Source organism: Rhizobium grahamii CCGE 502, from assembly GCF_000298315.2.
Classification (GTDB): Bacteria; Pseudomonadota; Alphaproteobacteria; order Rhizobiales; family Rhizobiaceae; genus Rhizobium; species Rhizobium grahamii.
This window is the reverse complement of the sequence record NZ_AEYE02000004.1, coordinates 65057-87913: the sequence shown is the minus strand read 5'-3', so window position 1 is coordinate 87913 and position 22857 is coordinate 65057. Positions and strand designations below refer to the sequence as shown.

Sequence of the window (22857 nt, the reverse complement as noted above, 5' to 3'; positions counted from 1 at the left end):
GACACTATCCCGCTGCTGCCAGAGACATTTCAGGCTTCAGGGCCTGACCGCGCGAGGCGCCGACGACTGCATCGACGTCCAGGATAAGCGCCACGCGGCCATCGCCAAGGATTGTTGCTGCAGCGATGCCCGGAACATGCGTGTAGTTCGCTTCGAGGCTCTTGATGACGACCTGACGCTGGCCCTGGATCGCATCGACCATGAGGGCGCGCTGGCCACCACCTTCGGATTCGACGAGGAGGGCGACACCTTCCACCGGATTGGCCTGGGTTGCGCGGAAGTTCAGGATGCGACCGACATCGACCAACGGGCAGAAGCTGTTGCGGATCGAGATCAGGCGATGGCTGGCGCCGAAGGAGTGGATCGCGGACGCTTCCGGCTGCAGGGTCTCGACGATTGCCGTCAGCGGCACGACTAGCGTCTGGCCGGCGACAGTGACGACCATGCCGTCGAGAACGGCGAGCGTCAGCGGCAGGCTCATGGTAAAGACAGAACCCTGCCCCGGCCGCGAAGTGATGTTGATACGGCCGCCGAGCGCCTGGATCGAGCGCTTGACGACGTCCATACCGACACCGCGTCCCGAGATGTCGGAGATCTTGTCGGCCGTGGAGAAGCCCGGCAGGAAGATCAGGTTGTCGATTTCCTCATCCGTCAGGTTGGCATCGGCCGGGATCAGCTCGTTGGCGATTGCCTTCTGCTTCACCTTCTCGCGATTGATGCCCGCGCCGTCGTCCGCAAGCTCGATAAGGATGCGGCCCGAGCGGTGTTTTGCAGTCAGGCGAACCGTACCCTCGACATTCTTACCGTTGGCAGCGCGCTTCTCCGGCGTTTCGATGCCGTGATCGACGGCGTTGCGGATCATGTGCGTCAGCGGCTCGGCCAGCTTGTCGATAACCGTCTTGTCGACTTCGGTGTTTTCACCTTCGGTAATCAGGCGGATCGTCTTGCCCGTCATGTCGGCGATTTCGCGGACGATGCGCGACATCCGCTGGAAGACCGGCTTCACCGGCTGGGCGCGGATCGCCATGACCGAATCCTGGATCTCGCGGGTGAGCTGCTGCAGCTCCTCGAGGCCCATGTTGATGGATGACGTTCCGGTCGTGTCATTTTCGATGACGCTCTGTGAGAGCATCGCCTGGTTGATGACGAGCTCGCCGACGAGGTTGATAAGGCGATCGACGCGGTCGAGATCGACGCGGATGGTCTGGCCTGCACCGGCAGCGGCGTTGTTCTGGGCGGCGGCGGCAGCACTTGCGGCAGCAGCGGCAGCCGATTCTTTCTTCTCGACGCGAGCAGCCGCAGCAGCCATCTGCGTGACGTTGGAGGCCGTTTCGGCGGCGGCAACCGCAGCTGCAACATCGGACTTCGGCTGTTCGGCCGGTGCGCCGGTCGCGCCGTCGTCGAGTATCGACAGGTCGAAGGGCACCGGGATCATCGGCAGTTCTTCGGTCTCGGCGGCAGCCGCCTTTTCCTCGACGGCAGAGATCTGCAGGTCGCAATCCCACTCGGCAAATTCGAAGACCGTGCGGATCGCGTCCTCGCCCTTGTCGGTCTTGAGCGTGACGTTCCAGTAGAAATAGGCTGCTTCAGGATCGAGCTCGTCGAGGCCGGGCAGCTCATCCATGTTGCAATAGACGCTCATCTCGCCGAGGCGGGAGAGATCGCGCAGCAGGAGGGTTGCGTCGTTGCCCTTGGAATAAAGGTCCGAGCGCGGCTTGAAGGTGATTTCGTAGGCGGGCAGATCGGAACCGTCCTCTTCGTCGCCGCCGAAATCGTCGAAGGAGAACGGGATCGGCTGGAAGCCGCTGTCATCGGTAGGCTTCGGCGTCGGAGCGGCGGCAACCGGTGCGGCGACCGGCGCCGGCTTTGCTGCAGGAGCTTCCACGGCTGCGGAAGGCGTCGGCAGCTCGCCGTTGGCGAGCGCTTCCAGTTCCTTCACCAGGCCGCGGCTGCGGCTTTCATCGACGCTGCCGCCGTCGCGGGCGGCATTGGTCAGGTCGGCCAAGACGTCTGCAGACTTCAGCATGACCTTCAGGACATCCTGTGTCGGCTCAAGCTTGTTGGAACGAACGCAATCAAGTGTGGTCTCGAAGACATGCGCGAAAGCGACGAGATCATCCAGACCGAAGGCGCCAGCGCCGCCCTTGATCGAATGGACGGCACGGAACACCGCATTGACGGTTTCCGGATCGCGATCGCCATCATTCATTTTCAGAAGACCCGATTCCAGTTCGGCGAGCTGCTCCTCGCACTCCTGGAAAAAGATCTCTTTGATTTCGTTCATATCCATAGGAGAAAATCCTGGTTTAAGCGGTTACACGCTCAATGGCATCGATCAGCTTGGCAGGGTCGAACGGCTTGACGATCCAGCCGGTGGCACCGGCCTGGCGCGCGCGGTTCTTCTTTTCCGCATCGCTTTCGGTCGTCAGGACCAGGATCGGGATCGCGCGGTACTTGTCGTTGCGGCGAACGCCTTCGATAAAGCCGAAGCCGTCTAGGCGCGGCATGTTGATGTCAGTGACGATGACGTCAGGGTTGGATTCTTCCAGAACCTCGAGGCCCTCGACGCCGTCTTCCGCCTGAATTGTCTCGAACCCTGCATTGTTGAGGGTGACGAGAAGCATGTTCCTGATGGTCCGTGAATCATCCACGGTAAGCACTTTTTTCTTCATTGCCGGATCTCCTTGGCAAGCAGATGGTGGATATCGACACCGATCAGCTGCATGGTTTTCTGAAATGCGTCCGAAACCTTGCTGAACGTGAACGCGAGTTTGTCCTGGTCCCACGTCTTGGCCGCCGCCATCAGGACCTGGGCACTCAGCGCGCCGACTCGTTCGACAGCCGAGGCGTCAATGGCCAGATCGTTGCCACGCAACGAGACGAGCTTGTCGCGAAGCAGGGTCGCCTCGTTCAGATCAAGCACCGCTGAGAGGTTCAGCGTCTTTCCAGTTTTCCTTGCCGCCATCAGCTTGTCCTTGTCTCCTCGTTCCCGCTCACCGAATGTGAGCAAGGCTCATATATTGGTCTGTTAGTAAACAATCCGCCCTCCGACCGAGGCGATCGGCAACACAAATCCGAACTCGTCTTCTTCGGTCACGACATCGGCAGGGCGTCTTGCATCGTGCGCCGCGGACAACAGGGGCGCAGCGCGCGCAGCTTCGGCATTTTGTCGGGCAATTCGAAATTCACGGATCGTCTGGCCGAGTTCGACAATGACGGTATGCAGGTCGTCGGCGCGTTCGGCGGACTGTGTCGCCGAGGCCGCGCTGCCGGTCATCTGAACGCCAAGATCCCTGACGTCGGTCGTCAACACATCGAGATTCGTGGCGTGCTCGCCCGCCTGATTGGCGACAGCTGCAATCGCCGCGTTGATGTCGGTGACCTGCCGAACGATGTTGCCGATGGAGTCCTGCGTGCGGCCGACCATTTGGACGCCCGCATCCACCTGCGATTTGGTGGTGCTTACAAGCGTCTTGATCTCCCGCGCAGCCTCCGCGGAACGCTGCGCCAAGGCGCGCACTTCCTGTGCGACAACCGCAAAGCCACGTCCGGAGTCGCCCGCACGGGCGGCTTCGATGCCGGCATTCAGTGCCAGAAGGTTGGTCTGGAAGGCGATCTCGTCGATCGCTCCGATGATCTGCCCGATCCTTTCGGCAGACTGCTCGATATCCGCCATGGCAGCAATTGCGCGACCGACGACCTGACCGCTTTCTTCGGCTGCCGTGCGGGTCGACGCCGCCACCTGCTCGGCAGCGCGGCTGCCGGCGGCACCGCGACGTACGCTCTCCGAGAGATCGGCAAGGGCGGTTGCAGATGAGAGCAGCCGCTGGGCATGCGCGGAGGCATTGCCTGCAAACTGCTTTGATGAATCGCCAAGCGTCTGCACCGACGCTTCCGCGGCTGCAGTTTTCTCGGCAATCGACCGGAATTCGGACTGGACGGCATCGAGCGCGCCGTTCAGTGCCTGCGCGATGTCCCGATGGGCACCCTCTTCTTCGACAATTGCCCTGACCGTCAGGTCGCGATTGACAAGACCGGTGATGACATCGGCGAAAACGCGGGCGACATCGGCCTTGTCATGGTTGCGCTGATCGGCGAGAGCGCGCTGCTGGGCAGCCCGCAAGGCATTGAAACGCAAAGACACGGCAATCTCGACGTCGACCATCACCAAGCGGACGACAGCGGTCATCAGGTCGGAGATTTCCTTCGCCCGCCGACGACTGCTCGGCAGGAACGAACGTCCGGCAAGCTCTTCGGCGAGGCCGCCGATGATGTGCTCCAAAACCACGCCGTGGCCCGCGACATGCCAACGCGGGTCAAGACCCATCTTGCTTTCGGAATCCGAGAGAACCTTGACGCGCTCGGCATAGAGACTGTCGAAGCGTGCGTCCGTCAAAACATCCCAATGCGAGGCCTGCAGGTCGTGGAGCCGCTCGACCTGGCGCTCGCTCTCGAAATTCCGAGCCGCGTCAGGAAACGATTGAAACCGCTGGAAGAGATCGCGCAGACCGGCGGCCAGATGTTGCTGGAGATCGAGGCGGTGGCGCCGCACCAAATCGCAATGTTCGGTATCGAGACCAGCAAAGCGCAGTCGGTCACGCAAGCTGCCTGCCTGCGTTCCTCGAGCCTGTTCTGATGGCATTTCCTGCCCCAACGCCTGTCCCCAACCACATGCCGGGCGCGGGCCCGTCACTAACCTATTGCTCCGAATGGCAGGCACACTGCTGATTGATGGCTTGCCTCCGGCGGCCGCCGGCGGCCCGAAGCCTCCCGATCAGTAGTTTCTACTTCGGAGCTGCTTGAAGAGATGGATTCCGGATTGACCGGTACGGCGGTGCGGCGTCATGCCTGGTGAGAACGAGTGAAGTTTCCCATTCCGACGTGTAATGCAATGTTTATGGTTAATTCCTTGCCTGAAGGTTAATGCGTATTTTATGAATGTCGACTTTCCGGCAGGCCCTAATAACCATCTACGAATTACTGGGCTTGCGTTGCAGCGCCGCTACAAGTCCGGCGCAAGCTTTGTGCTATAGCCCCGAAAATAACCGTGACATGACGTCAGAAGGATTGGGCAATGATTGTTCTTGGATTGGGGTCGTGCGTTCTTTCGATCGCTGTTCTTGCAGCCGTTACTCTGCTGGACCACATCGAAGCGACCCGTGGCCAAATCGCCCTTCGCGTCCTTTGAATTTCCATAGTAAACCAGTAGAAACCAGCTACACGTCCGGCGCCCCAGCGCGCTAGACCTCGGCTCGACTACTGTGTTTGCGTTCAGCGGAATTCCGTTCATGTCTGCCAGACTTGGCCTCTTCATCATCGTTGGCGTGACGCTCTGGCGAGTCCTCGCGCTTCATTTCGATACGACCGATCTCTTTGTCGACGAGGCGCAATACTGGTTCTGGTCGCAGAATCTGGATTTCGGCTATTACTCGAAACCGCCGATGATCGCCTGGGTCATCCGAGCCGTGACGGAACTTGCGGGCTCGACATCGACCTATTGGATCAGGGTGAGCGGACCGCTGATCCATATGGCGACTGCGATCGTGCTGATGAAGACGGCGAAGCGTTTTGCCGGACCGAAGATTGAAGGCTGGACCGGCGCCACCTTCATCACACTGCCGGGCGTTGCCTTGTCATCGGTGTTCTTTTCCACCGATGTCGTCCTTCTCTTCTTCCTGGCTGTCGCGCTGTGGGCCTATTTCGGTCTGACCGAGAAGCGCTCCGTAGGCCTCGCTCTTCTGATGGGGTTCGCGTTCGGCTGCGCCTTTCTGTCGAAATACGCCATCCTCTTCGTCGTCCCCGGCGGGCTGATCGCGCTCATCCTTGTTCCAAACGCGCGGATCGCCTGGCGCGACTTCTTTCTGTCCATGATTGTCGCCCTCTCCGTCGCCGCCCCGAATCTCTGGTGGAACCTTGCGCATGACGCCACGACCGTCCGGCACACGACAAACATCGCACACTGGAGCAAGCTCGGTATCAACATCGGCGGTGGCCTCGAATTCTTCGCCGCGCAATTCGGCGTTGTCGGACCGATCATCTTCTTCGCCATGCTGTGGGCCGTTGCGCGTGCGCTCAAGGGGGAGAGCGAGCCGCGGGAACGGTTGCTGATCTGGCTGTCGATCCCGGTCGTGCTGCTAATCACGCTTCAGGCACTGGTCGCCAAGGCCTACGCCAACTGGGGTGTGACCGCCTATGTTGCTGGAACGATCCTTGCCGTGTGGTTGCTTGACCGCCTCTGGCCGAAGGGGTTGCGCCTATCGCTGGCGATCAATGGTGCGGCCAGCCTCCTGTTTCCCCTCGCCGCGGTCTTTGCACATCAGCTGGTGCTGCCGAATGGCAGCGAAGTCATGAAGCGCTACCTGGGCCGCACTGCGATCAGCCGCGAGGCCGGCGAGCTGGCGCGGCAGTCGGCGACACCGGTGATCGTCAGCGACAGCCGCGACCTTCTGGCGGACATGTTCCATACGCTGCGGAACGATCCTGTCCACATCTATGCGAAGCCACCGGTCGACGCGCCAGACAACTATTATGAGCAGACCTTCGCGCTGCCGAGTGATATCGCGGACAACGTGCTCTACGTGACGACCCATCCGGTGGACTGCGCGCAAGCCACTGAACTCGTCCGGAGTTGGCAGCCGCCGGACGGCTACTATCGCGGCAAGACGATCTTCGCCTACCGGATTTCACCGACTTGCCTGGCGGTACCTAACCAACCGCGTTGAGTGGAGTATATCGGTTTCGGACGCGGAGGCCTCGGCCGGAGCAGCTATCGCTGTCATTTGCGTGAAGGACTTGCCGAGAGGTCGCTAAGCGCAACGGCCAGCGACCGGAGGCTGATGCAGTCACCCGTCGGGGCTGCCATTGACACGATTCTCTTGAGCGCTAGGCTTCGCAGCCGACCGACGTCCCAGCAAAGAGGGAGCGAGACATGCCATCCAGTTCGCCCGACGCACTGCTGATCGATCGCATTTTCGAGGTGTCTGATGCGATCCGCTATGTCGCCCTCTACCGAAAGGGAGAACTGGTTTCGCGCCAGAAATCGCAGGTGGCCGGTGCTTCTGCATCGGAATCGGACAAATACGAGGAACTGTTCGTCAATCCCACGCTGCTCAAGCTGGCGCGCCAGCGCGGCGACCTCGATTGTGGCGGCATGCGCTTCGTCCTGATCGGATACGGCAATTTCCACCAGCTTGTCATCGACCTGCCTGACGGTCACGTATCGGTCTGCTTTGAACTCGGCTCCGCACCATTGGACCACTGGGAGGCCATTCGCGACATTACACTCGCTTCCGGCTAACGGTCCGGCGCAGCGTGCCCCTTATACCGCACCGAAAGTCCCTGCCTGGAAGCGGCACGGACAACCTCTTGAGGCCCAACATCTAGCGATCGGCTGGCGCTGACAGGCCCAGGCAGATCCCCATGCCTTCGACATCCACGAACGCGACACCGCCGTTTTCGAAAGCAAGCCGCAACTGCGCCTCGGTTGCGCGGTGGATTTCGTGGTGCTTTCCTTCATAGTCGCGGATGGTGCTGCGCGACACCGCCGCGTGTTCCGCCAGATCGAGTTGCGTCCAGTCGAGCAATCCACGAGCGGCCCGGCACAGTGCCGGGGTCAGAATTGTTTCCTTCGCGCCTTGACCCATAATGTCAAACCACCCATATTGGTTGATATAAGCCATATATGTCATAATTCAACCGGGATTTCCAGTACAGGAGAACGTTATGCCGCACGACACACCTTTGATTTCGACAATTGTCGGAGGTCTCGTGCTTGCGTTCATCCTCGGTGCACTTGCCAACAGGCTGCGATTGCCCCCGTTGGTCGGATACCTCATCGCCGGCGTCCTCGTCGGCCCGCACACGCCCGGTTACGTCGCCGACCAAAACCTTGCGCCTGAACTCGCCGAAATCGGTGTCATTCTGCTGATGTTCGGCGTCGGGCTACACTTTTCTCTCAAGGATCTCCTCTCCGTTCGCGGGATCGCCGTTCCGGGCGCCATCGTGCAGATTGGATTTGCGACGTTGCTGGGCTGGGGACTGGGGGCCTTGATGGGATGGCCGACGGGCGGGAGCCTCGTCTTCGGACTCGCTCTTTCCGTCGCTTCGACGGTCGTCTTGTTGAAGGCGCTGCAGGAGCGACGGCTGGTCGAAACCGATCGCGGCAAGATCGCGGTCGGTTGGCTGATCGTCGAGGACCTCGCCATGGTCCTGGCGCTCGTTCTCATTCCGGCCGCCGCCAGCATCGGCGGTGGGGAGCATGCGACCGTCGAGCCGCTGTCTGCCGCGGTCAGCCGGCTCCTCGGCCTCGATTTGGGCATTGGCGGCATCATCGTCATGACACTGATCAAGGTCGCGCTGTTCGTTGGGCTGATGTTGGTCTTCGGGCGGCGCATCATTCCCTGGACGATGCACCGCATCGCGCACACCGGATCGCGCGAACTCTTCCGCCTCGGCGTGCTTGCCATCGCGCTCGGCGTTGCCTTCGGTGCCTCGAAGATGTTTGGCGTTTCACTGGCTCTCGGCGCTTTCTTTGCCGGCATGGTTCTGGCCGAAAGCGAACTCAGCCACCGGGCCGCCCAGGAAAGCTTGCCGCTTCGCGATGCCTTCGCGGTTCTCTTCTTCGTCTCCGTCGGCATGCTGTTCGATCCGAACATCCTGGTCGACAAGCCGCTGCCGCTGCTCGCCACCATCTTCATTATCGTCATCGGCAAATCCATCGCCGCCTTCCTGATCGTACTGCTGTTCCGCAAGCCCGTCGGCACGGCGCTGACAATTTCGGCGAGCCTCGGGCAGATCGGCGAATTCTCCTTCATCCTGGCGACGCTCGGCGTCGCTCTTGGCCTACTGCCGGAAGAAGGGCGTGACCTCATCCTGGCGGGCGCGATCATCTCGATCATCCTCAATCCACTGCTTTTCTACGTCTGCGATCGTCTGCGCCCGATGCTGGAGCGTGGCAAGCGGGAAGAGCCGGCCACCGAGCTGACTGCTGAGACGGCACCAGAGCCGGCTGACGAGCCCGTGGCGGAAGAAGACGATGTGCACCCGACGGCGCTTCAGGGGCACGCGATCCTCGTCGGTTACGGCCGTGTGGGCAGCATCGTCGGGCAAAACCTGAAATCTTCAGGTACGCCCTTCCTTGTGATCGAGGACTCCGACAAACGCATTGGAGAGCTCCGGGATCAAGGCGTCGAGGCGATCAGCGGCAATGCCGTGTCGCGTGCGGTGCTCGACCTTGCCAACATCGGCGGCGCCCGCAGCCTCGTCATCGCCATCCCCAATGCCTTCGAAGCCTGCCGCATCGCGGAACAAGGCCGCGAGATCAACCCGTCCATCCTGATCGTAGCGCGTGCACATTCGGACGCCGAGGTCGAAGAGTTGAAGGAATACGGTGCAGACACCGTCATCATGGGCGAACGGGAAATTGCCATGGGCATGGTTGACCGGCTCGCTCAAGTGCATCATGACAGTGTGCGCTATGAAGACGAGGCCGAGACTGCTACAATTGCAGCCAAGGAAGCGCCTTCTCCCGACAAAGAATGAGAGACTTTTGCGCCGTTGAACCGGTACGAGGCCGAAAATTTGGGTGACCACGAGATGAGGCTCGACGCGCGCCGCATGAGCGGTCGCGTTGCGATCTCGTTGGTCATTGCCGTTTTTGCCTATCTTGGCTTGCTGTTCGGCGGCAACTTCGTCATCGTCCCCACACGCGGGCCGAATTCGGTGTCGTCGTCCAGCAAGGACGGTCAGCCGCTGCAGGTCAGTGCGCGCGACGTTGTCCGCGGCATTCTGGCGGCCGAGCGCAAGGCCTCCCCGAAATACACGCCGTTCGATTCCGGTGTCGCAACGCTTGGCATAGTACCGAGCATCGATCGCCACTTCAGCAGGGCGAAGCATCTCGCAACCTTCCATCCCGCGCTTCGTGCCGGCGATATGAAGGCGTACAACTCTCACGGCCCGCCTGCGGCCGCGGCATGAATGCGCGCCTCCGGCGCTTTCCACTGCTTTAAAGACACGCCGCCTGCGCGAGGGAGCGCAGGCTTAAGCGTTACCAAGGATAGACAACAACATGCGTAATTCACCATGGCTGGTGTTCACCTATACGGTGATCATTCTCCTCGGCATTCTGATCGCGTTGCCGAACGCGTTGCCGCAATCCACCCTCGACCGGCTGCCCTCGTGGTTGCCGCACGACCGGGTTTCACTCGGTCTCGACCTTCGCGGCGGCTCGCATCTCGTTCTCGAAGTCGACGAAGCGGACCTGACCCGTGAGCGCCTGCAGTCGCTTCTGCAGGACGCACGTCGCGTGCTTCGTGAAAAGAACATCCAGACGAAGTCGATCGTTCGCAATCAGAACCAGATCGTCGTTACCCTGACGGATACTGCCCAGACGGACGAAGCCGTCACTCAGCTGAAGACGCTCGGCAACGCCATCGCCACCGGCCTCAGCGCCGGCCAGTCGGATCTCGCTGTCACGACCAGCGGCGGCAATATTCTCGTCGCCTTCTCGCCGGCCGGCATCGCTGCAAACGTCGACTCCGCCGTTCAGCAGAGCCTCGAGGTCATCCGCCAGCGCGTCGACCAGGTCGGCGTCGCCGAACCGACGATCCAGCGCATCGGTGGAAACCGCGTTCTCGTGCAGCTTCCGGGCGCACAGGATCCGTCCCGCCTTCGCCAGCTTCTCGGCTCGACCGCGAAGATGTCCTTCCACATGCTCGCTCCGAACAACCAGCCGGGACCGGGCGTGACGATGCTCAAGGACGAGCAGGGCAACAGCTATCCGGTTCTCGATCGCGTCGAAATCTCGGGCGACCGCCTCTCGGATGCCCGCGTCGGCTTCGACCCGAACACGCATGAGCCCGTTGTCAGCTTCCGCTTCGACAGCGCCGGCGCAACCCGCTTCGCCGATATCACCCGCCAGAACGTCGGCAACCCGTTTGCCATCGTTCTCGACGACAAGGTGTTGAGTGCACCGGTTATCCGCGAACCGATCACCGGCGGTTCCGGTCAGATCTCCGGCAGCTTCTCGGCCGACAGCGCAACCACGCTTGCCGCCATGCTGCGCGCCGGCGCCCTGCCCGCCAAGCTCACCGTCATCGAAGAACGCACCGTCGGGGCCGACCTCGGCGCGGACGCGATCCGCATGGGTATCTATTCCGGTCTCGTCGGTTTCGTGCTCGTCGCAGCCTTCATCTTCATCCTCTACGGCAAGTGGGGTTTCCTCGCGAACTTCGCGCTGCTCATCCACACCATCCTGACCTTCTCGGCCCTGACGCTTGTCGGCGCCACGCTGACGCTGCCCGGTATTGCGGGTGTCGTCCTCGGCATCGGCCTCGCGGTTGACGCAAACGTTCTCATCAACGAGCGCATCCGCGAAGAGACGCGCAAGGGCAAGAGCGCCTTTGCCGCCATCGACACCGGCTTCCGCCGCGCTTACTCGACGATTATCGACGGTAACATGACGGCGCTGATCGCAGCGGCAATCCTGTTCTGGTTCGGCACCGGTCCGGTCCGCGGCTTCGCGGTCACCATGGCGCTCGGCCTGATCATCTCGATGTTCACCTCGGTCGCCTTCGTTCGCGTCACGATGATCGAGATCACGCGTCGCCGTAAGCTGAAGGTTCTGAACATCAAGCCGCTGATCCCGATGATGTTCAACCCTTACGGCCGCCACATCCAGTTCATGAAGGCTCGCTTCTTCGGTGTGACTGTGTCGGCGCTTCTGTCGATCGCCTCGGTCGTTCTCTTCATCCATCCGGGCCTCAACTACGGCGTCGACTTCCGTGGCGGCATCCAGATGTCGGTTAAGACCGCTGAAGCCAGCGATCTTGGCCGCTTCCGCGAAGGCCTGAACAGCCTCGGCCTCGGCGAAGTCTCGCTGCAGTCCTATGGTGACAACAACACCATGGCGGTGCGCGCGCAACGCCAGGACGGCGGTGAAGAAGCACAGACGGCAGCCGTTGAAAAGCTGAAGGCGGAGATCATCAAGATCGACCCGTCGGCAACCGTCACCGGCACCGACGTCATCGGTCCGAAGGTCAGTGGTGAACTCGCCTGGGCCGGTATCCTGTCGGTCGTCATCGCCAGCCTGGCGATGCTGTTCTACATCTGGTACCGCTTCGAGTGGCCATTCGCGGTCGGCGCCATCGTCACGCTCATCCTCGACGTCACCAAGGCGATCGGCTTCTTCGCGTTGACCGGCCTCGACTTCAACCTCACCGCCATCGCCGCCATCCTGACGCTGGTCGGCTATTCGGTGAACGACAAGGTCGTGGTCTATGACCGGATGCGTGAAAACATGCGCCTCTACAAGTCGATGCCGCTGCGCGAAATCATCGACCGGTCGATCAACGAGACGCTGGCACGAAGCCTTTACACCAACGCGACGGCGTTCCTCGCCCTGCTGCCGATGGCGATCTGGGGCGGCAGCGCGGTCTCGAGCTTCGCGATCCCGATGGTCTTCGGCATCCTCGTTGCCGGCGCGTCTTCGATCTTCATCGCTGCACCGATCCTGCTCTTCCTCGGCGACTGGCGTCGTCGCCACGGCAAAGCTGTCGCGGCCGCAGAAACCGCGCCGGAGATCATCCCTCCGGAAGAGGGCCAGTCGCGCAAGACTGCCGGCTGAGAGCATGCTGACGTGACATGAAATGAGGGCGCCGGTTGCAGAGCCGGCGCCCTCTTTCTATGTTGACGCAAGGAGATTCCGCGGCATGTCGTCTGAACAATCGCTTGCATCGACCGAGAACGAGGAGCGCATTCGCCGCTTCCTGGCGATCGCCTCGCACGATCTCCAGTCGCCGCTGCGGCATATCGCGATGTATGCGGAAATCCTGCTCGACGACCTCTCCGACAAGCTCGACGGCGAGCAGTTGAAAAGCCTGCAAACCATCCTCCAAAAAGCAGAGACGGCTCAGCGTTTGACCAAGGCGCTGATGGGCTTTGCCAGCAGCATGCCACCGGTGACGGCGGTCGAAATCGATCTAAAGGATCTTGCCAGCGAGATCTGGGCCGATATGGAGAGCGACGTCGTGGCATCGAATGCGAAATTAGAGCACGGTGACCTCCCGACAATCGTTTCGGATCCGGCGATTGTCAGGATCGCGCTGACAAACGTGATTGCCAATGCACTGATCCATCGTGGCTCGTCGCCTCCGGTCGTTACTATCGAAGCGGGGCGAGAAGCCGCCGAGATAACGATCCGCATATCCGACAACGGCCCCGGCATTGACCCCGCGCATCAGGACAAGATCTTCGACGCATTCTGGAAATTGCCACAGGAAGGCCGGCCGGTTGGCCCTGGACTTGGACTAACGGCCACGCGCGAAATCTTGCGGGCGCTCGGCGGCAGCATTCGTCTGGAGCGGTCGGACGCGGGCGGAAGTCGCTTTTCCATTCGCCTCCCCGCCTCGCGAGCATAAACGAGCTACCTGGTGTAGTCGTCCTTCCAGACGTCGGGCACGTTGTAGGTCACGTATTCGCGGATGATGTACTGCAGGGCGTCTGCGTCAATTTCGTCCTTGCCGATCCGGAAGTCGACGCCGTAGTCCGGGAATTGCTGGAAGTAGCCGTCCGAGATATCCATGGAAATGACGCCGATCGGGCCGGTATAGCCGCTGCCCCGCAGCTTTGGCACCGTCTCGCGAAAATCGGCGTTCGGCAGCAGGCGATTGTCGAGGAGGATCAGGTCGAACCTGTCGGCGCGGAGCTTGCCCAGAGCGTCGTCGATCGATTGCGCATAGTCGATCACGACCTGCGGCTCGGTCAGCGTAGCGAGCTTCTTTTTCAGCGATCGAAACTCGATGAACTCGTCGTCGACGAAGAGCACCTTTACGTCCTTGCGGCCTTCACCGACTACCATTCCCGCCTCTCCGATCACGACACCAGCCCCATCCTGAGCGCGATTGCGACCATGTGGACGCGGTTGACAGCCTCGAGCTTCCTCACAGCGGCTGCGATGTGGGAATTGACGGTATGTTCCGACAGGCCAAGGATGATCGCGATATCGGCTGAAGTCTTGCCCTCACTGGTCCACTTCACGACTTCGGTCTCGCGCTGAGTAAGGCGTCCCGACATTTCATGCGCCAAGATCTCCTCATAAAACTTGTCGAAGATTCGTATCGTGTCGAGCAGCACCTCGGCGACCTCGCCCTGATCCGGCTCCGCCCGCTTGCCGCTGAAGGCGACGCAATAGCGCTTGCCCTCTGGCGTGAACAGCGGAACGAGGAGGAAGGAGTTGCTGTCAAACTCGTTGAGTACGAGATCGCGGGGATAGTCTTCCGGCAAACTGCCGCTTCCACTCAGCGGCATGGCCAGAAACTGCGAGGCCTTGGTCTTCAGCAGGCCCAGAGCCTGGCGCATGCCGTAGAGAAACAGGGCGACGCGCCGTTCGGCAACGTTTGTAATGATGATCTCACGGTTGCTGAACGGTGGCGAAGCTTCGGAGACACGCGCCAAGGCGAAGCAGTCGAAGCGGTAGTGCTGTGCGGCGGACTTCAGCAACCGAAAGAAATCGGTGCGGTTTATCGCCCGACCGAGCTCCGGTCCGAGATGGAAAGGAATGGCGGCGGCACTGCTCATTGCACGTCCTGGGCCTCTCGGGTTTGGCGGCCTTATCCCTAGATCTAAGGATACACGTCCTAGACCGGCACAGTTATTACCACCAGCAAGACTATTGCAGGAAGAGCGTGAAACAAGACCTCGATCTTCGGATTAGGGGCCTGCGCCGCCTCCTTCCAGTCTTTTGTCTTTCCGCATCCAACACCCCTTGAGTGCGGAAGGCGGTGCCGTAGCGGCATTGGAGAGAGCCGGCAGCCTTTCAGTCAAGGGGTTGGCTGTGTTTGTGGCGGCAAACTTAAGGTTGCCCGGCTCTCTCAGCTTTTTCTTCCAACATCAACCTATCCGCGCCACCATGGCCGGGAGATCGATCGGCTTCTCGACATAGAAGTCTGCGCCAGCGGCCAGCGCGCGCTTGCGGTCCTCATCCGCATCCGAGCCTGTACAAACACCGCGCCGGATGTGCGAAAACCGTGCGTCCACGCGCAGTCGCCTGATGAGCTCGAGGCCGCTGTCGAGCGGCATATAGAGATCGACGATCACGGCGTCCGGCAATTCCTCATGCTTCGCATATGTTTCTTCCAGCGCCTGCACGGCATCCTCAGCCTTGGAGAAGCATAGGAGCGTGACACCAACCTGCTGTTTCTTGCGCACATAATCGGCGTAGAAGAGGTCGTCGGCGTTGTCATCTACGTAGAATACCTTCGGCATATCGATCCGTTCGAACCATGAGGCTGCCACTATGCCTTAGGATCGGGTGGCGGGAAAACCGAAATACGCCCTCCCTGCAGCGCGCGGGCTCTCGTGACCGCAACGAAGCGTATTGAAAGTTCTCAACTTTCAGAACTAGATGAGCGCGCAATGGGAGAGACCGCGTGCCAGAGCCGATCCGGGCAGCAAGTGCCGAAATCCTTCGCCGCCAACGGCGATACCGGTTCGTCGTCGTGGCGATCGGCACCCTCCTTGTTGTGCTTGGCTTGGTCGTAACTGCCGCATGGGTTCGGCAGATCCTGGCCATCCTCTCGGTATGGCCCGGCTTCTCCTCCATGGCGCTGAACACGGCGTTTTGCTTTGCGCTGTCCGGGCTCGGATTGATCGTTTCCGTTCAATCGGATCGGCGCCGCCGCATGCTGGCATTCCTGCTCTTCAGCCTTGCGGCATCGATGAGCGGACAGCGGCTGATCGAAATCCTGTTTGTCGGAAATCAGGCGCAGATCGTCGAGCGCTTTCTCGCTGGCCTGATCGTCGACCCCGACTTTACCGCGAAGATCAATCGCGGCATGGCCCCGAATACGGCGGTCATCTTCTTCGTCGCCAACCTCTCGCTCGCTTTTGCGCTCTCGGGTCGGGCGGAGCGATCACAGCTTGTGCAGGAGCTTGTCGGCTATGTCGTCATAGGTCTCGGCATGGCAGCGCTTGCCGGCTATGCGACGCGGTCTGAGCAGGGATACCAGTGGGGTGCCAATATCGGCATGGCCGTCCATACCGCATCTGGGCTGGTGCTGTTCGGCTCGGCGATGCTGGCACGCTCCTGGTGGCTGAATCCGGAGAGTCGCGGCCGCATGCCGATCTGGCTGCCGGCAGTCGTTTGCCTTACGGGCCTTTTCGTCGATCTCTATACGCCGCTCGGCGTGGCGAACGGCATTCTCTATGTGCCCCTCGTGCTGGCCTCCTTGTGGTTCGGCAACAAGAATGCGCCCTTTTCCTTCGCTTTTGCTTGTTCCGTGCTCGTGTCGCTCGGGTTTTTTGCGGTGGATCGGGCGGGGGCAGGCTACTGGTACGAGGCCACCAACCGGGCCATCACCATAGCGACGCTGTGGCTGGTCGCCCTGCTCGTCTTCTATTTTCTCCGCAAGGACAGCAGCCTGGATGCGGAGCGCATTCGCTTCGACAGCGTCATCCGAAACACGCCGAACGCCGTCATCGCCATAAACGCGGAAGGCTTAATCTCGCTGTTCAATCCGGCAGCGGAGAAAATGTTTGGCTATGCCGCCAAAGAAGCTATCGGCCGGAACGTTCGACTGCTGATGCCAGAGCCCTATCATTCCGAGCATGACAGCTATCTCGATCGGTACGCCCGGACCGGCGAAAAGCACATCCTCGGGACAACGAGGTCCGTTTCCGGCAGGCGGAAGAACGGCGAGGTGTTTCCTCTCGATCTCTCAGTGAGCCGGTTGGCAACGGACACGACCATTACCTTCGTCGGCATCCTTCGCGACATCAGCGATCGCGTCGCGCATAAAGAACAGCTGAAGACGATGTTTCGCCAGCTGCAGGCGTATACGGCCGATCTGGAGCGCAGCAATGCGGATCTCGACGAGTTCGCCTACATCGCCTCGCATGACCTCAAGGAGCCCCTGCGCGGTCTGCATAATCACTCCCGTTTTCTCCTGGAAGACTACGAAAGCCAGCTCGACGAGGACGGCACCAGGCGTCTCAACCGGCTTGTTCTGCTTAGCCAGCGGATGGAGAAGCTGGTCAACGACCTCCTCTATTTTTCGCGCATCGGGCGGCAGCAGCTGGCAATCAAGCGCAGCGATGTCAACGCGATCGTCGGGGACGTCGTTTCGACCATGGAACTCTATCTGGAGGAGCGCCATGCCAAGGTTCAGGTCGAAGGTCGCCTGCCGGAGATCGTCTGCGATGCTCTGCGGTTGACGGAGGTCTACCGCAACCTGATCACCAATGCTGTCAAGTACAACGACAAGCCCGACCCCATCGTAACAATCGGACATCTCCAGCAATTCACGGGCAATGATGGCACTTCGGCACACGACGTCTTCTTCGTCAGGGACAATGGCAAGGGCATTCCGTCGGAGTTCCACGAAGACATTTTTCGTATTTTCAAACGGCTGGAAAAGCCTAAAGATTCCGACGACGGTACCGGAGCCGGGCTGACCTTCGTGCGCAAGATCATTGCCCGGCATGAGGGCGATATCTGGCTGGAGTCCGAGGTGGGGCGCGGAACGACCTTCTACTTCACCTTGGGCCACAAACGAGAGGACCAGAATGCCACAGCGTGAATCACAGCCGATCCTCATCGTCGAGGACAGCGAAGACGATTTCGAGGCAACGCTGCGCGCCTTTCAGCGTGCCAAGCTGAAGAATCCTATCCGCTGGGCAGCGTCGGGGCACGATGCCCTGGAAGCGCTAGCCACCATGATGCCGCGCCCCGGCCTGATCCTGTTGGATCTGAACATGCCAGGCCTCGACGGCCGCAAGACGCTGGAGGCGATCAAATCCAATCCGGAATGGCGCAAGATCCCGGTCGTGATCCTGACGACATCCGACGACGAGCGCGACATTGAAGGGTGCTATGCGCTCGGCGCCAACACCTATGTGCAGAAGCCGGTGGATCTCGATGGCCTCTTCGCCGCCATACAGCGGCTGAAGGAATACTGGTTCGAGATCGCCATCCTACCCGCCGATGGGGACGACCGTGGCTGACGACTGCGCCATACTCATCGTCGATGACAACGTCGACGACCGTGAGTTCTATCGACGCATGCTCTCGCGGGTGTCCGAGGCCCACTACAGTGTTCGCGAGGCCGAAAGCGGCGACGAGGGAATTGCGCTGAGCGGGCAGAAACGTCCCGATTGCATCTTGCTGGACTACTCCCTGCCCGGCCGCGACGGCATCGGCGTGCTGGAAGAAATCCTAAAACAGGATCCGACTGCAAACGTCGTCATGCTGACCGGCCAAGGAAGCGAAACCATCGCCGTCGAGGTGATGAAGGCCGGAGCGCGCGATTATCTGACGAAGGATTCGCTCTCCCCGCAAACCCTTCATTGGTGCATCCAGAACGCTATCATGCATGGCGAGCTCGAAGCCAAGCTGGAGCAGAAGCGGCAGTCGCTGGAAATCTTTACCCGCGCGATGGCGCACGACCTGAAGGAGCCACTGCGCACGATCAAGTCGTTCAGCAAGATCCTGCAGATTTCCCCGACGCTATCCGGCGAAGACCGCGAATTGCTGGACTACGTCGTCGGCGCAGCGGATCACATGGAAGATCTCATCGTGAAGGTTTCCGGCTTTACCAAGCTCGAGGTTTCGGGCGAGCTGGAATTGGAGCCCGTCGCGCTTGCGGCAGCAATCGAACGGGTGGAGAGCAACCTTCGCGAGCAGATCGCCAGTTCCGGCGCGGTGATTTCCTATGGCGATCTGCCCGAAGTGATGGGCGATGCCACGCTGCTGGTGCAGCTGCTGCAGAACCTCGTTTCGAATGCAATCCGCTACGGCGTCGACCGCCCCGAGCTCCAGATATCCGTCGCAAGCGATGGCGCCATATGCCGAATTTCGGTGCAGGACAACGGCCCGGGCATCGACGCCGAGCATCGCGAGGTCATTTTCCAGCCATTCAAACGGCTGGTGGGACGCGGCATCGAGGGCACTGGGCTTGGGCTTGCGATCTGCCGGCGCATCGCGCAACTGCATGGCGGAGCGATCTGGTGCGAAGGCCGGCAGCCCACCGGCTCGACCTTTGTCGTCGAACTGCCGCTGGCCCGGCCTGCGGCTTCCGCCTCGGCAGATCTGCCGGATGGGCGTGCTACCAATATGTTGTCGCCAGCACCCGAAGGCTCGGTAAGGCTTGCCGAAGTCCTGCTCGTCGAGGACAGCCCGGCCGACGTTCAACTGCTGAAGATCAAGCTGATGCAGCGCGCCAAGGTCAGCTTCAACCTTCATGTCGCCGGCAACGGCCGCGACGCCATGCGGTTGTTGCAGGAGCGCGCGACAGTCGATGGAGACCCCGCAATCGATCTCGTACTGCTCGACATCAACATGCCGATCATGGACGGCTTCGAGGTTCTCGGGGCGCTTTCGGCCGACGCGCGGCTGAAGACCATTCCCGTTTGCATCCTGAGCACTTCTAGCGACGAAAGCGACATGCAGCGGGCAAAAAGACTTGGCGCTAGCGCCTACATGACCAAGCCGCCGACCCTCCAGCAATTTCAGGAGGTCTTGGCCGGACTGGCCAGTTTGGATTTGAAGCCGCGCGGAGATAGCCTAGTTCTTTATGCGGAACCTTCGAGGCAAACTCCAATTGTAACGGCATGACGTTTATACTCGCACTGATTCTGGCGCTTACGACGCCCTCCACGCCATCCGGACTGAACTCAATGGTATCTGGCATCCATCACGTGACCCTTCTGACCCGAAAGGTGCAGGCAAACGTGGATTTCTACGCGGGGTTTCTCGGGATGCGGCTGGTCAAGCAGACCGCCGGATTCGAAGACGCCACGCAGCTGCATCTCTTCTACGGAGACACCGTGGGCAGCCCCGGCTCGCTGGTGACCTTCCTCGTCTGGGAGGATGGTTCGCCCGGTCGTGTCGGCCATAGCCAGATCGGCGAACTCTCACTTGCCATCGATCCCTCCAGTATCGGCTATTGGCTGACGCGCTGCATGAGTTTCGGGTTTCGCTCCGAAGGTCCGGCCGACGAGTTTGGTGAACCCGTGCTGCGGCTGAAAGACCCTGACAACATCATCGTCAAGCTTGCCGGCGCCCGCAATCTGAAGTCCCCGGCCACCTGGGATGGTGCCGGCGTGCCGATCGAGCATGCCGTGCAGCGCGTGCGCGGCGTTACCCTGCTGACGGAAAAACCGGCAGAAAGCCGCGACTTCGTGGAGCGGCATTTCGGCTATCGCTTCCAGGAGAGCCGTGGCAACATCGACCGGCTCGTCTCGGAATCGGGCGATATTGTCGACATCAGGAATGCTCAGGGCTTCTGGGCCGGCGCGCCGGGCACAGGGACTGCCGACCACGTCGCTTTCCGCGCCGCCGACGAAAAGCAACTCCATAAGGTACACGATGCGCTCAAGGATGGCGGCGCGGCGGCGACGAACCTGCACGATCGCAAATATTTCGAATCGCTCTATGCCCGCGAGCCGGGCGGCACACTGATCGAACTGGCGACTGACAAGCCCGGTATGATGGTGGACGAGCCGCAGGCCACACTAGGCAGCAAGCTCTTCGTTCCCAAGGATCCGATCACCGATCTCAAAGACCTCAAGGTCGTGCTGCCGCAATTTTCGATGCCGGGCGAGCCGCGCGTCAACTATCGCGACCTGCCTTTCGTGCACCGCTTCTATACGCCGCCAGACCCTGACGGCAGCGTGTTCGTGCTGTTGCACGGTTCGGGCGGTAACGAAACAACGCTGATGCCACTCCTGCATGAGGCCGCCCCGCGTGCAACGCTGCTTGGTGTGCGCGGACGGGCGACCGAGGAAGGCATCCCGCGCTGGTACAAGCGCATCACGCCGTTCTCCTTCGACCAGGATGACATCAAGAGCGAAGCAGAGGCCTTCGCCGCCTTTATCGAGGGCGCCGTGTCGTCATACGGTCTGGATCCCAAGAAGATCGTCTATGTCGGGTATTCCAATGGCGCGAACCTGCTCAACTCGCTGCTCTATCTGCATCCGAATCTGGTGCACCGTGCGGTGCTGTTGCGTTCGATGCCTGTTTTGAAGACCTATCCGCATGCCGATCTGAAGGGCACGGATCTTCTTGTTATCAGCGGAAAGACGGATGCCTACGGAAAGTATGCGAACGAACTCGAAACGCGCCTCAAGCAATCGGGCGCGACAGTCGATTCGGATGTCATCTCCGGCGGACACGACCTCGGCGAGGGAGACGTCTCGATTATCCAGAAATGGCTGTCGCAGCAAATGAACTAAGCAAAGCGCCCTCCGGTGAAAGGCATCAACGCCGGGCGGTCCGCCCGCTGGATAGCTGGGGATAACAGCGCCATTGCGAGCAGGCGGTTGCCCGTATGCCTCCCCTGATATCTGGGTGCCCGCACTTCCACCCGCCGTTGGCCGCAGTAGTGTTTATGGTCTGCACAGCAGTTTTGCCGGACAACACTGCGTTGACTGATCGGGACGACAATGAAGACATGCGAAACGACGCTTCACCAGATACGTTACCCATCTATTCTCGAATGCGCACAGCGAACGCTTCATGCCATTGGCTATAGATAATGCTACCCAGAAGGGTGCTCTGGATCGTTTCTGCGAAGAACTATCGACCGCGGCAACGGCTATTGCCAGCACACCATAAAAAAATAATTCGCATTATGCATACACCACTGTTTACTATAAAATTCGCCAAAATTGCGTAAAAACTCTTCATTTTTACAAAATTAAAATTCTGATTCTGCTTCAATAGAACTTTGTAAGATTATTTTACATTGTTATTTACACACAAATCTTTGATATGTGACGGAACTTATATTTGTATTTATTTTGCGTCTTCTTGCGGCAAGAAATTACCACATTCGTCTGCGAACTGCTCCGACTGTTCTATTTTGCTGCAGCGCAAAAAGCTCCTTGCCGAAGCGGGGTCTCAGCCCTATCCTCGCCTTGACATCGATCGCAGAAGGGGAAATTGCATGCCTCCTCGGCCCGTGGACATCAGCCTGATTATCTCGTCGAGAAATCGGGCCTATGGACTGACGAACTGCCTGGATGCCGTGTCTGTTGCCGCCCGGCAGGCAGACTATCTGAGACTTGAGCTGGTCTTCGTGGACAATGGATCCACGGACGAGACGTCGGACGTCGTTCGCCAATGGGCATCGTCCGCGCCAATCAAGACCAACTTGATTTACGAAGCCAAGCCCGGTCTCGCCGTCGCCCGCAACACGGGCCTGAACGCTGCGAGAGGCCGTATCCTTGCCTTTACCGACGACGACTGCGAGATTTTCCCCGACTATTTCACGACGCTTGCGGCGCTTTTCAGCTCGGATACCGAGATGGTCATGCGCGGTGGGCGGATCGAGCTTGGTGATGCCCGCGACCTGCCAGTGACGATCAAGCCCGAGATGGAGCCTGCGGTACTGACCAGCGATCTGCATGCCGGCGGCTTCATTCATGGCGCCAACATGGCGTTCCCGCATGGTCTGGTGGAAAAGATCGGGATCTTCGACACGCGCTTCGGGGCTGGGTCGCCGTTCCGCTCCGGCGAGGACACCGACTATGTCCACCGCGCCTTCAATGCCGGTGTGCGCGTCGAATATCTGCCCGATTTTGCTGTCAAGCACTTCCATGGACGGCGTGAGCTCTCTGATATCAAGCGCCTCCAGACCGGCTACGCCTTCGGCAACGGAGCGCTGTACGCCAAATATCTCTTCGATCGTCGCTCGAACATGCGCGGCATGTTGCGCTGGGAAATCCGCCAGGCGCTCATGGAAGCCATGGGGCGCCAGAAACTCAACGAGGAACTTGGCCTGACCTATCGCAGCCAGCTTCGTGACAACCTGACCGGCATGCTCGCCTACTGGCGGGCCCCGAAGGCAAAGCAGCCGGCCTAGG

Annotated in this window: 19 protein-coding genes; 11 read left to right on the top strand and 8 right to left on the bottom strand. The window is 60.4% G+C overall.

The window, feature by feature from the left end; genetic code table 11:
* Nucleotides 1-4: 4 nt before the first annotated feature.
* The 4 genes from RGCCGE502_RS03265 to RGCCGE502_RS03250 all read right to left on the bottom strand — a co-directional run bounded on the left by RGCCGE502_RS03265 (nt 5) and on the right by RGCCGE502_RS03250 (nt 4642).
* Nucleotides 5-2290, bottom strand: a complete 2286-nt coding sequence (locus tag RGCCGE502_RS03265; protein WP_016552739.1) for a chemotaxis protein CheA — start codon at nt 2288-2290, stop codon at nt 5-7.
* Between the two features lie 16 nt (nt 2291-2306).
* Nucleotides 2307-2672 (bottom strand): chemotaxis response regulator CheY1, encoded by a 366-nt coding sequence (gene cheY1 / locus RGCCGE502_RS03260; protein WP_007530053.1) that lies wholly within the window; start codon nt 2670-2672, stop codon nt 2307-2309.
* The gene (locus RGCCGE502_RS03255; protein WP_016552738.1) at nt 2669-2965 is read right to left on the bottom strand and encodes an STAS domain-containing protein; all 297 of its coding nucleotides are present in this window, start codon (nt 2963-2965) and stop codon (nt 2669-2671) included. The genes cheY1 and RGCCGE502_RS03255 overlap by 4 nt, the downstream gene beginning before the upstream one ends.
* 63 nt (nt 2966-3028) lie before the next feature.
* Complete coding sequence (locus RGCCGE502_RS03250; RefSeq protein WP_040673905.1) at nt 3029-4642, bottom strand: globin-coupled sensor protein; 1614 nt, start codon at nt 4640-4642, stop codon at nt 3029-3031.
* A 646-nt stretch (nt 4643-5288) separates the two neighbouring features.
* On the opposite strand from RGCCGE502_RS03250, the gene RGCCGE502_RS03245 reads away from it, so the two are divergent.
* Nucleotides 5289-6722 (top strand): ArnT family glycosyltransferase, encoded by a 1434-nt coding sequence (locus tag RGCCGE502_RS03245; RefSeq protein WP_016552735.1) that lies wholly within the window; start codon nt 5289-5291, stop codon nt 6720-6722.
* A 206-nt stretch (nt 6723-6928) separates the two neighbouring features.
* On the top strand, nt 6929-7297 hold the full coding sequence (locus RGCCGE502_RS03240; protein ID WP_016552734.1) for a hypothetical protein: 369 nt from the start codon (nt 6929-6931) through the stop codon (nt 7295-7297).
* 82 nt (nt 7298-7379) lie between these two features.
* Here RGCCGE502_RS03240 and RGCCGE502_RS03235 read toward each other — a convergent pair whose 3' ends face one another.
* Nucleotides 7380-7688, bottom strand: coding sequence for a helix-turn-helix domain-containing protein (locus RGCCGE502_RS03235; protein WP_016552733.1), 309 nt, complete (start codon nt 7686-7688; stop codon nt 7380-7382).
* 34 nt (nt 7689-7722) lie between these two features.
* Between RGCCGE502_RS03235 and ybaL the strand changes: the two genes are divergently transcribed.
* The 4 genes from ybaL to RGCCGE502_RS03215 all read left to right on the top strand — a co-directional run bounded on the left by ybaL (nt 7723) and on the right by RGCCGE502_RS03215 (nt 13415).
* Nucleotides 7723-9540 (top strand): YbaL family putative K(+) efflux transporter, encoded by a 1818-nt coding sequence (ybaL, locus tag RGCCGE502_RS03230; protein WP_016552732.1) that lies wholly within the window; start codon nt 7723-7725, stop codon nt 9538-9540.
* A 54-nt stretch (nt 9541-9594) separates the two neighbouring features.
* Nucleotides 9595-9975, top strand: a complete 381-nt coding sequence (locus RGCCGE502_RS03225) for a hypothetical protein (protein ID WP_019279648.1) — start codon at nt 9595-9597, stop codon at nt 9973-9975.
* A 91-nt stretch (nt 9976-10066) separates the two neighbouring features.
* A complete protein-coding gene (gene secD, locus RGCCGE502_RS03220) occupies nt 10067-12622 on the top strand; it encodes a protein translocase subunit SecD (RefSeq protein ID WP_016552730.1) in 2556 nt (851 codons plus the stop codon).
* 85 nt (nt 12623-12707) lie between these two features.
* Nucleotides 12708-13415 (top strand): sensor histidine kinase, encoded by a 708-nt coding sequence (locus RGCCGE502_RS03215; RefSeq protein ID WP_016552729.1) that lies wholly within the window; start codon nt 12708-12710, stop codon nt 13413-13415.
* Nucleotides 13416-13420: 5 nt separating this feature from the next.
* Here RGCCGE502_RS03215 and RGCCGE502_RS03210 read toward each other — a convergent pair whose 3' ends face one another.
* From RGCCGE502_RS03210 to RGCCGE502_RS03200, 3 genes are all read right to left on the bottom strand, one after another.
* Nucleotides 13421-13855, bottom strand: coding sequence for a response regulator (locus RGCCGE502_RS03210; RefSeq protein WP_016552728.1), 435 nt, complete (start codon nt 13853-13855; stop codon nt 13421-13423).
* A gap of 14 nt (nt 13856-13869) precedes the next feature.
* Nucleotides 13870-14574 (bottom strand): response regulator transcription factor, encoded by a 705-nt coding sequence (locus RGCCGE502_RS03205; protein WP_016552727.1) that lies wholly within the window; start codon nt 14572-14574, stop codon nt 13870-13872.
* A gap of 312 nt (nt 14575-14886) precedes the next feature.
* Complete coding sequence (locus RGCCGE502_RS03200; RefSeq protein ID WP_019279647.1) at nt 14887-15261, bottom strand: response regulator; 375 nt, start codon at nt 15259-15261, stop codon at nt 14887-14889.
* 164 nt (nt 15262-15425) lie between these two features.
* Between RGCCGE502_RS03200 and RGCCGE502_RS03195 the strand changes: the two genes are divergently transcribed.
* The 5 genes from RGCCGE502_RS03195 (at nt 15426) to RGCCGE502_RS03175 (ending at nt 22856) form a co-directional block, all read left to right on the top strand.
* The gene (locus RGCCGE502_RS03195) at nt 15426-17573 is read left to right on the top strand and encodes a sensor histidine kinase (protein WP_016552725.1); all 2148 of its coding nucleotides are present in this window, start codon (nt 15426-15428) and stop codon (nt 17571-17573) included.
* A complete protein-coding gene (locus RGCCGE502_RS03190) occupies nt 17560-17997 on the top strand; it encodes a response regulator (RefSeq protein ID WP_016552724.1) in 438 nt (145 codons plus the stop codon). Before RGCCGE502_RS03195 ends, RGCCGE502_RS03190 begins: the two co-directional genes overlap by 14 nt.
* Complete coding sequence (locus tag RGCCGE502_RS03185; protein ID WP_040673929.1) at nt 17990-19606, top strand: response regulator; 1617 nt, start codon at nt 17990-17992, stop codon at nt 19604-19606. Before RGCCGE502_RS03190 ends, RGCCGE502_RS03185 begins: the two co-directional genes overlap by 8 nt.
* A complete protein-coding gene (locus tag RGCCGE502_RS03180) occupies nt 19603-21225 on the top strand; it encodes a VOC family protein (protein WP_019279646.1) in 1623 nt (540 codons plus the stop codon). The genes RGCCGE502_RS03185 and RGCCGE502_RS03180 overlap by 4 nt, the downstream gene beginning before the upstream one ends.
* 713 nt (nt 21226-21938) lie before the next feature.
* A complete protein-coding gene (locus RGCCGE502_RS03175) occupies nt 21939-22856 on the top strand; it encodes a glycosyltransferase family 2 protein (RefSeq protein WP_016552721.1) in 918 nt (305 codons plus the stop codon).
* The last annotated feature ends 1 nt before the right edge of the window (nt 22857 follow it).

What these genes read in the sequence shown, in the direction of transcription:
- RGCCGE502_RS03265 (WP_016552739.1), bottom strand. Translation starts at nt 2,290, where the DNA reads ATGGATATGAACGAAATCAAAGAGATCTTTTTCCAGGAGTGCGAGGAG.
- cheY1 (WP_007530053.1), bottom strand. Translation starts at nt 2,672, where the DNA reads ATGAAGAAAAAAGTGCTTACCGTGGATGATTCACGGACCATCAGGAAC.
- RGCCGE502_RS03255 (WP_016552738.1), bottom strand. Translation starts at nt 2,965, where the DNA reads ATGGCGGCAAGGAAAACTGGAAAGACGCTGAACCTCTCAGCGGTGCTT.
- RGCCGE502_RS03250 (WP_040673905.1), bottom strand. Translation starts at nt 4,642, where the DNA reads ATGCCATCAGAACAGGCTCGAGGAACGCAGGCAGGCAGCTTGCGTGAC.
- RGCCGE502_RS03245 (WP_016552735.1), top strand. Translation starts at nt 5,289, where the DNA reads ATGTCTGCCAGACTTGGCCTCTTCATCATCGTTGGCGTGACGCTCTGG.
- RGCCGE502_RS03240 (WP_016552734.1), top strand. Translation starts at nt 6,929, where the DNA reads ATGCCATCCAGTTCGCCCGACGCACTGCTGATCGATCGCATTTTCGAG.
- RGCCGE502_RS03235 (WP_016552733.1), bottom strand. Translation starts at nt 7,688, where the DNA reads ATGACATATATGGCTTATATCAACCAATATGGGTGGTTTGACATTATG.
- ybaL (WP_016552732.1), top strand. Translation starts at nt 7,723, where the DNA reads ATGCCGCACGACACACCTTTGATTTCGACAATTGTCGGAGGTCTCGTG.
- RGCCGE502_RS03225 (WP_019279648.1), top strand. Translation starts at nt 9,595, where the DNA reads ATGAGGCTCGACGCGCGCCGCATGAGCGGTCGCGTTGCGATCTCGTTG.
- secD (WP_016552730.1), top strand. Translation starts at nt 10,067, where the DNA reads ATGCGTAATTCACCATGGCTGGTGTTCACCTATACGGTGATCATTCTC.
- RGCCGE502_RS03215 (WP_016552729.1), top strand. Translation starts at nt 12,708, where the DNA reads ATGTCGTCTGAACAATCGCTTGCATCGACCGAGAACGAGGAGCGCATT.
- RGCCGE502_RS03210 (WP_016552728.1), bottom strand. Translation starts at nt 13,855, where the DNA reads ATGGTAGTCGGTGAAGGCCGCAAGGACGTAAAGGTGCTCTTCGTCGAC.
- RGCCGE502_RS03205 (WP_016552727.1), bottom strand. Translation starts at nt 14,574, where the DNA reads ATGAGCAGTGCCGCCGCCATTCCTTTCCATCTCGGACCGGAGCTCGGT.
- RGCCGE502_RS03200 (WP_019279647.1), bottom strand. Translation starts at nt 15,261, where the DNA reads ATGCCGAAGGTATTCTACGTAGATGACAACGCCGACGACCTCTTCTAC.
- RGCCGE502_RS03190 (WP_016552724.1), top strand. Translation starts at nt 17,560, where the DNA reads ATGCCACAGCGTGAATCACAGCCGATCCTCATCGTCGAGGACAGCGAA.
- RGCCGE502_RS03180 (WP_019279646.1), top strand. Translation starts at nt 19,603, where the DNA reads ATGACGTTTATACTCGCACTGATTCTGGCGCTTACGACGCCCTCCACG.
- RGCCGE502_RS03175 (WP_016552721.1), top strand. Translation starts at nt 21,939, where the DNA reads ATGCCTCCTCGGCCCGTGGACATCAGCCTGATTATCTCGTCGAGAAAT.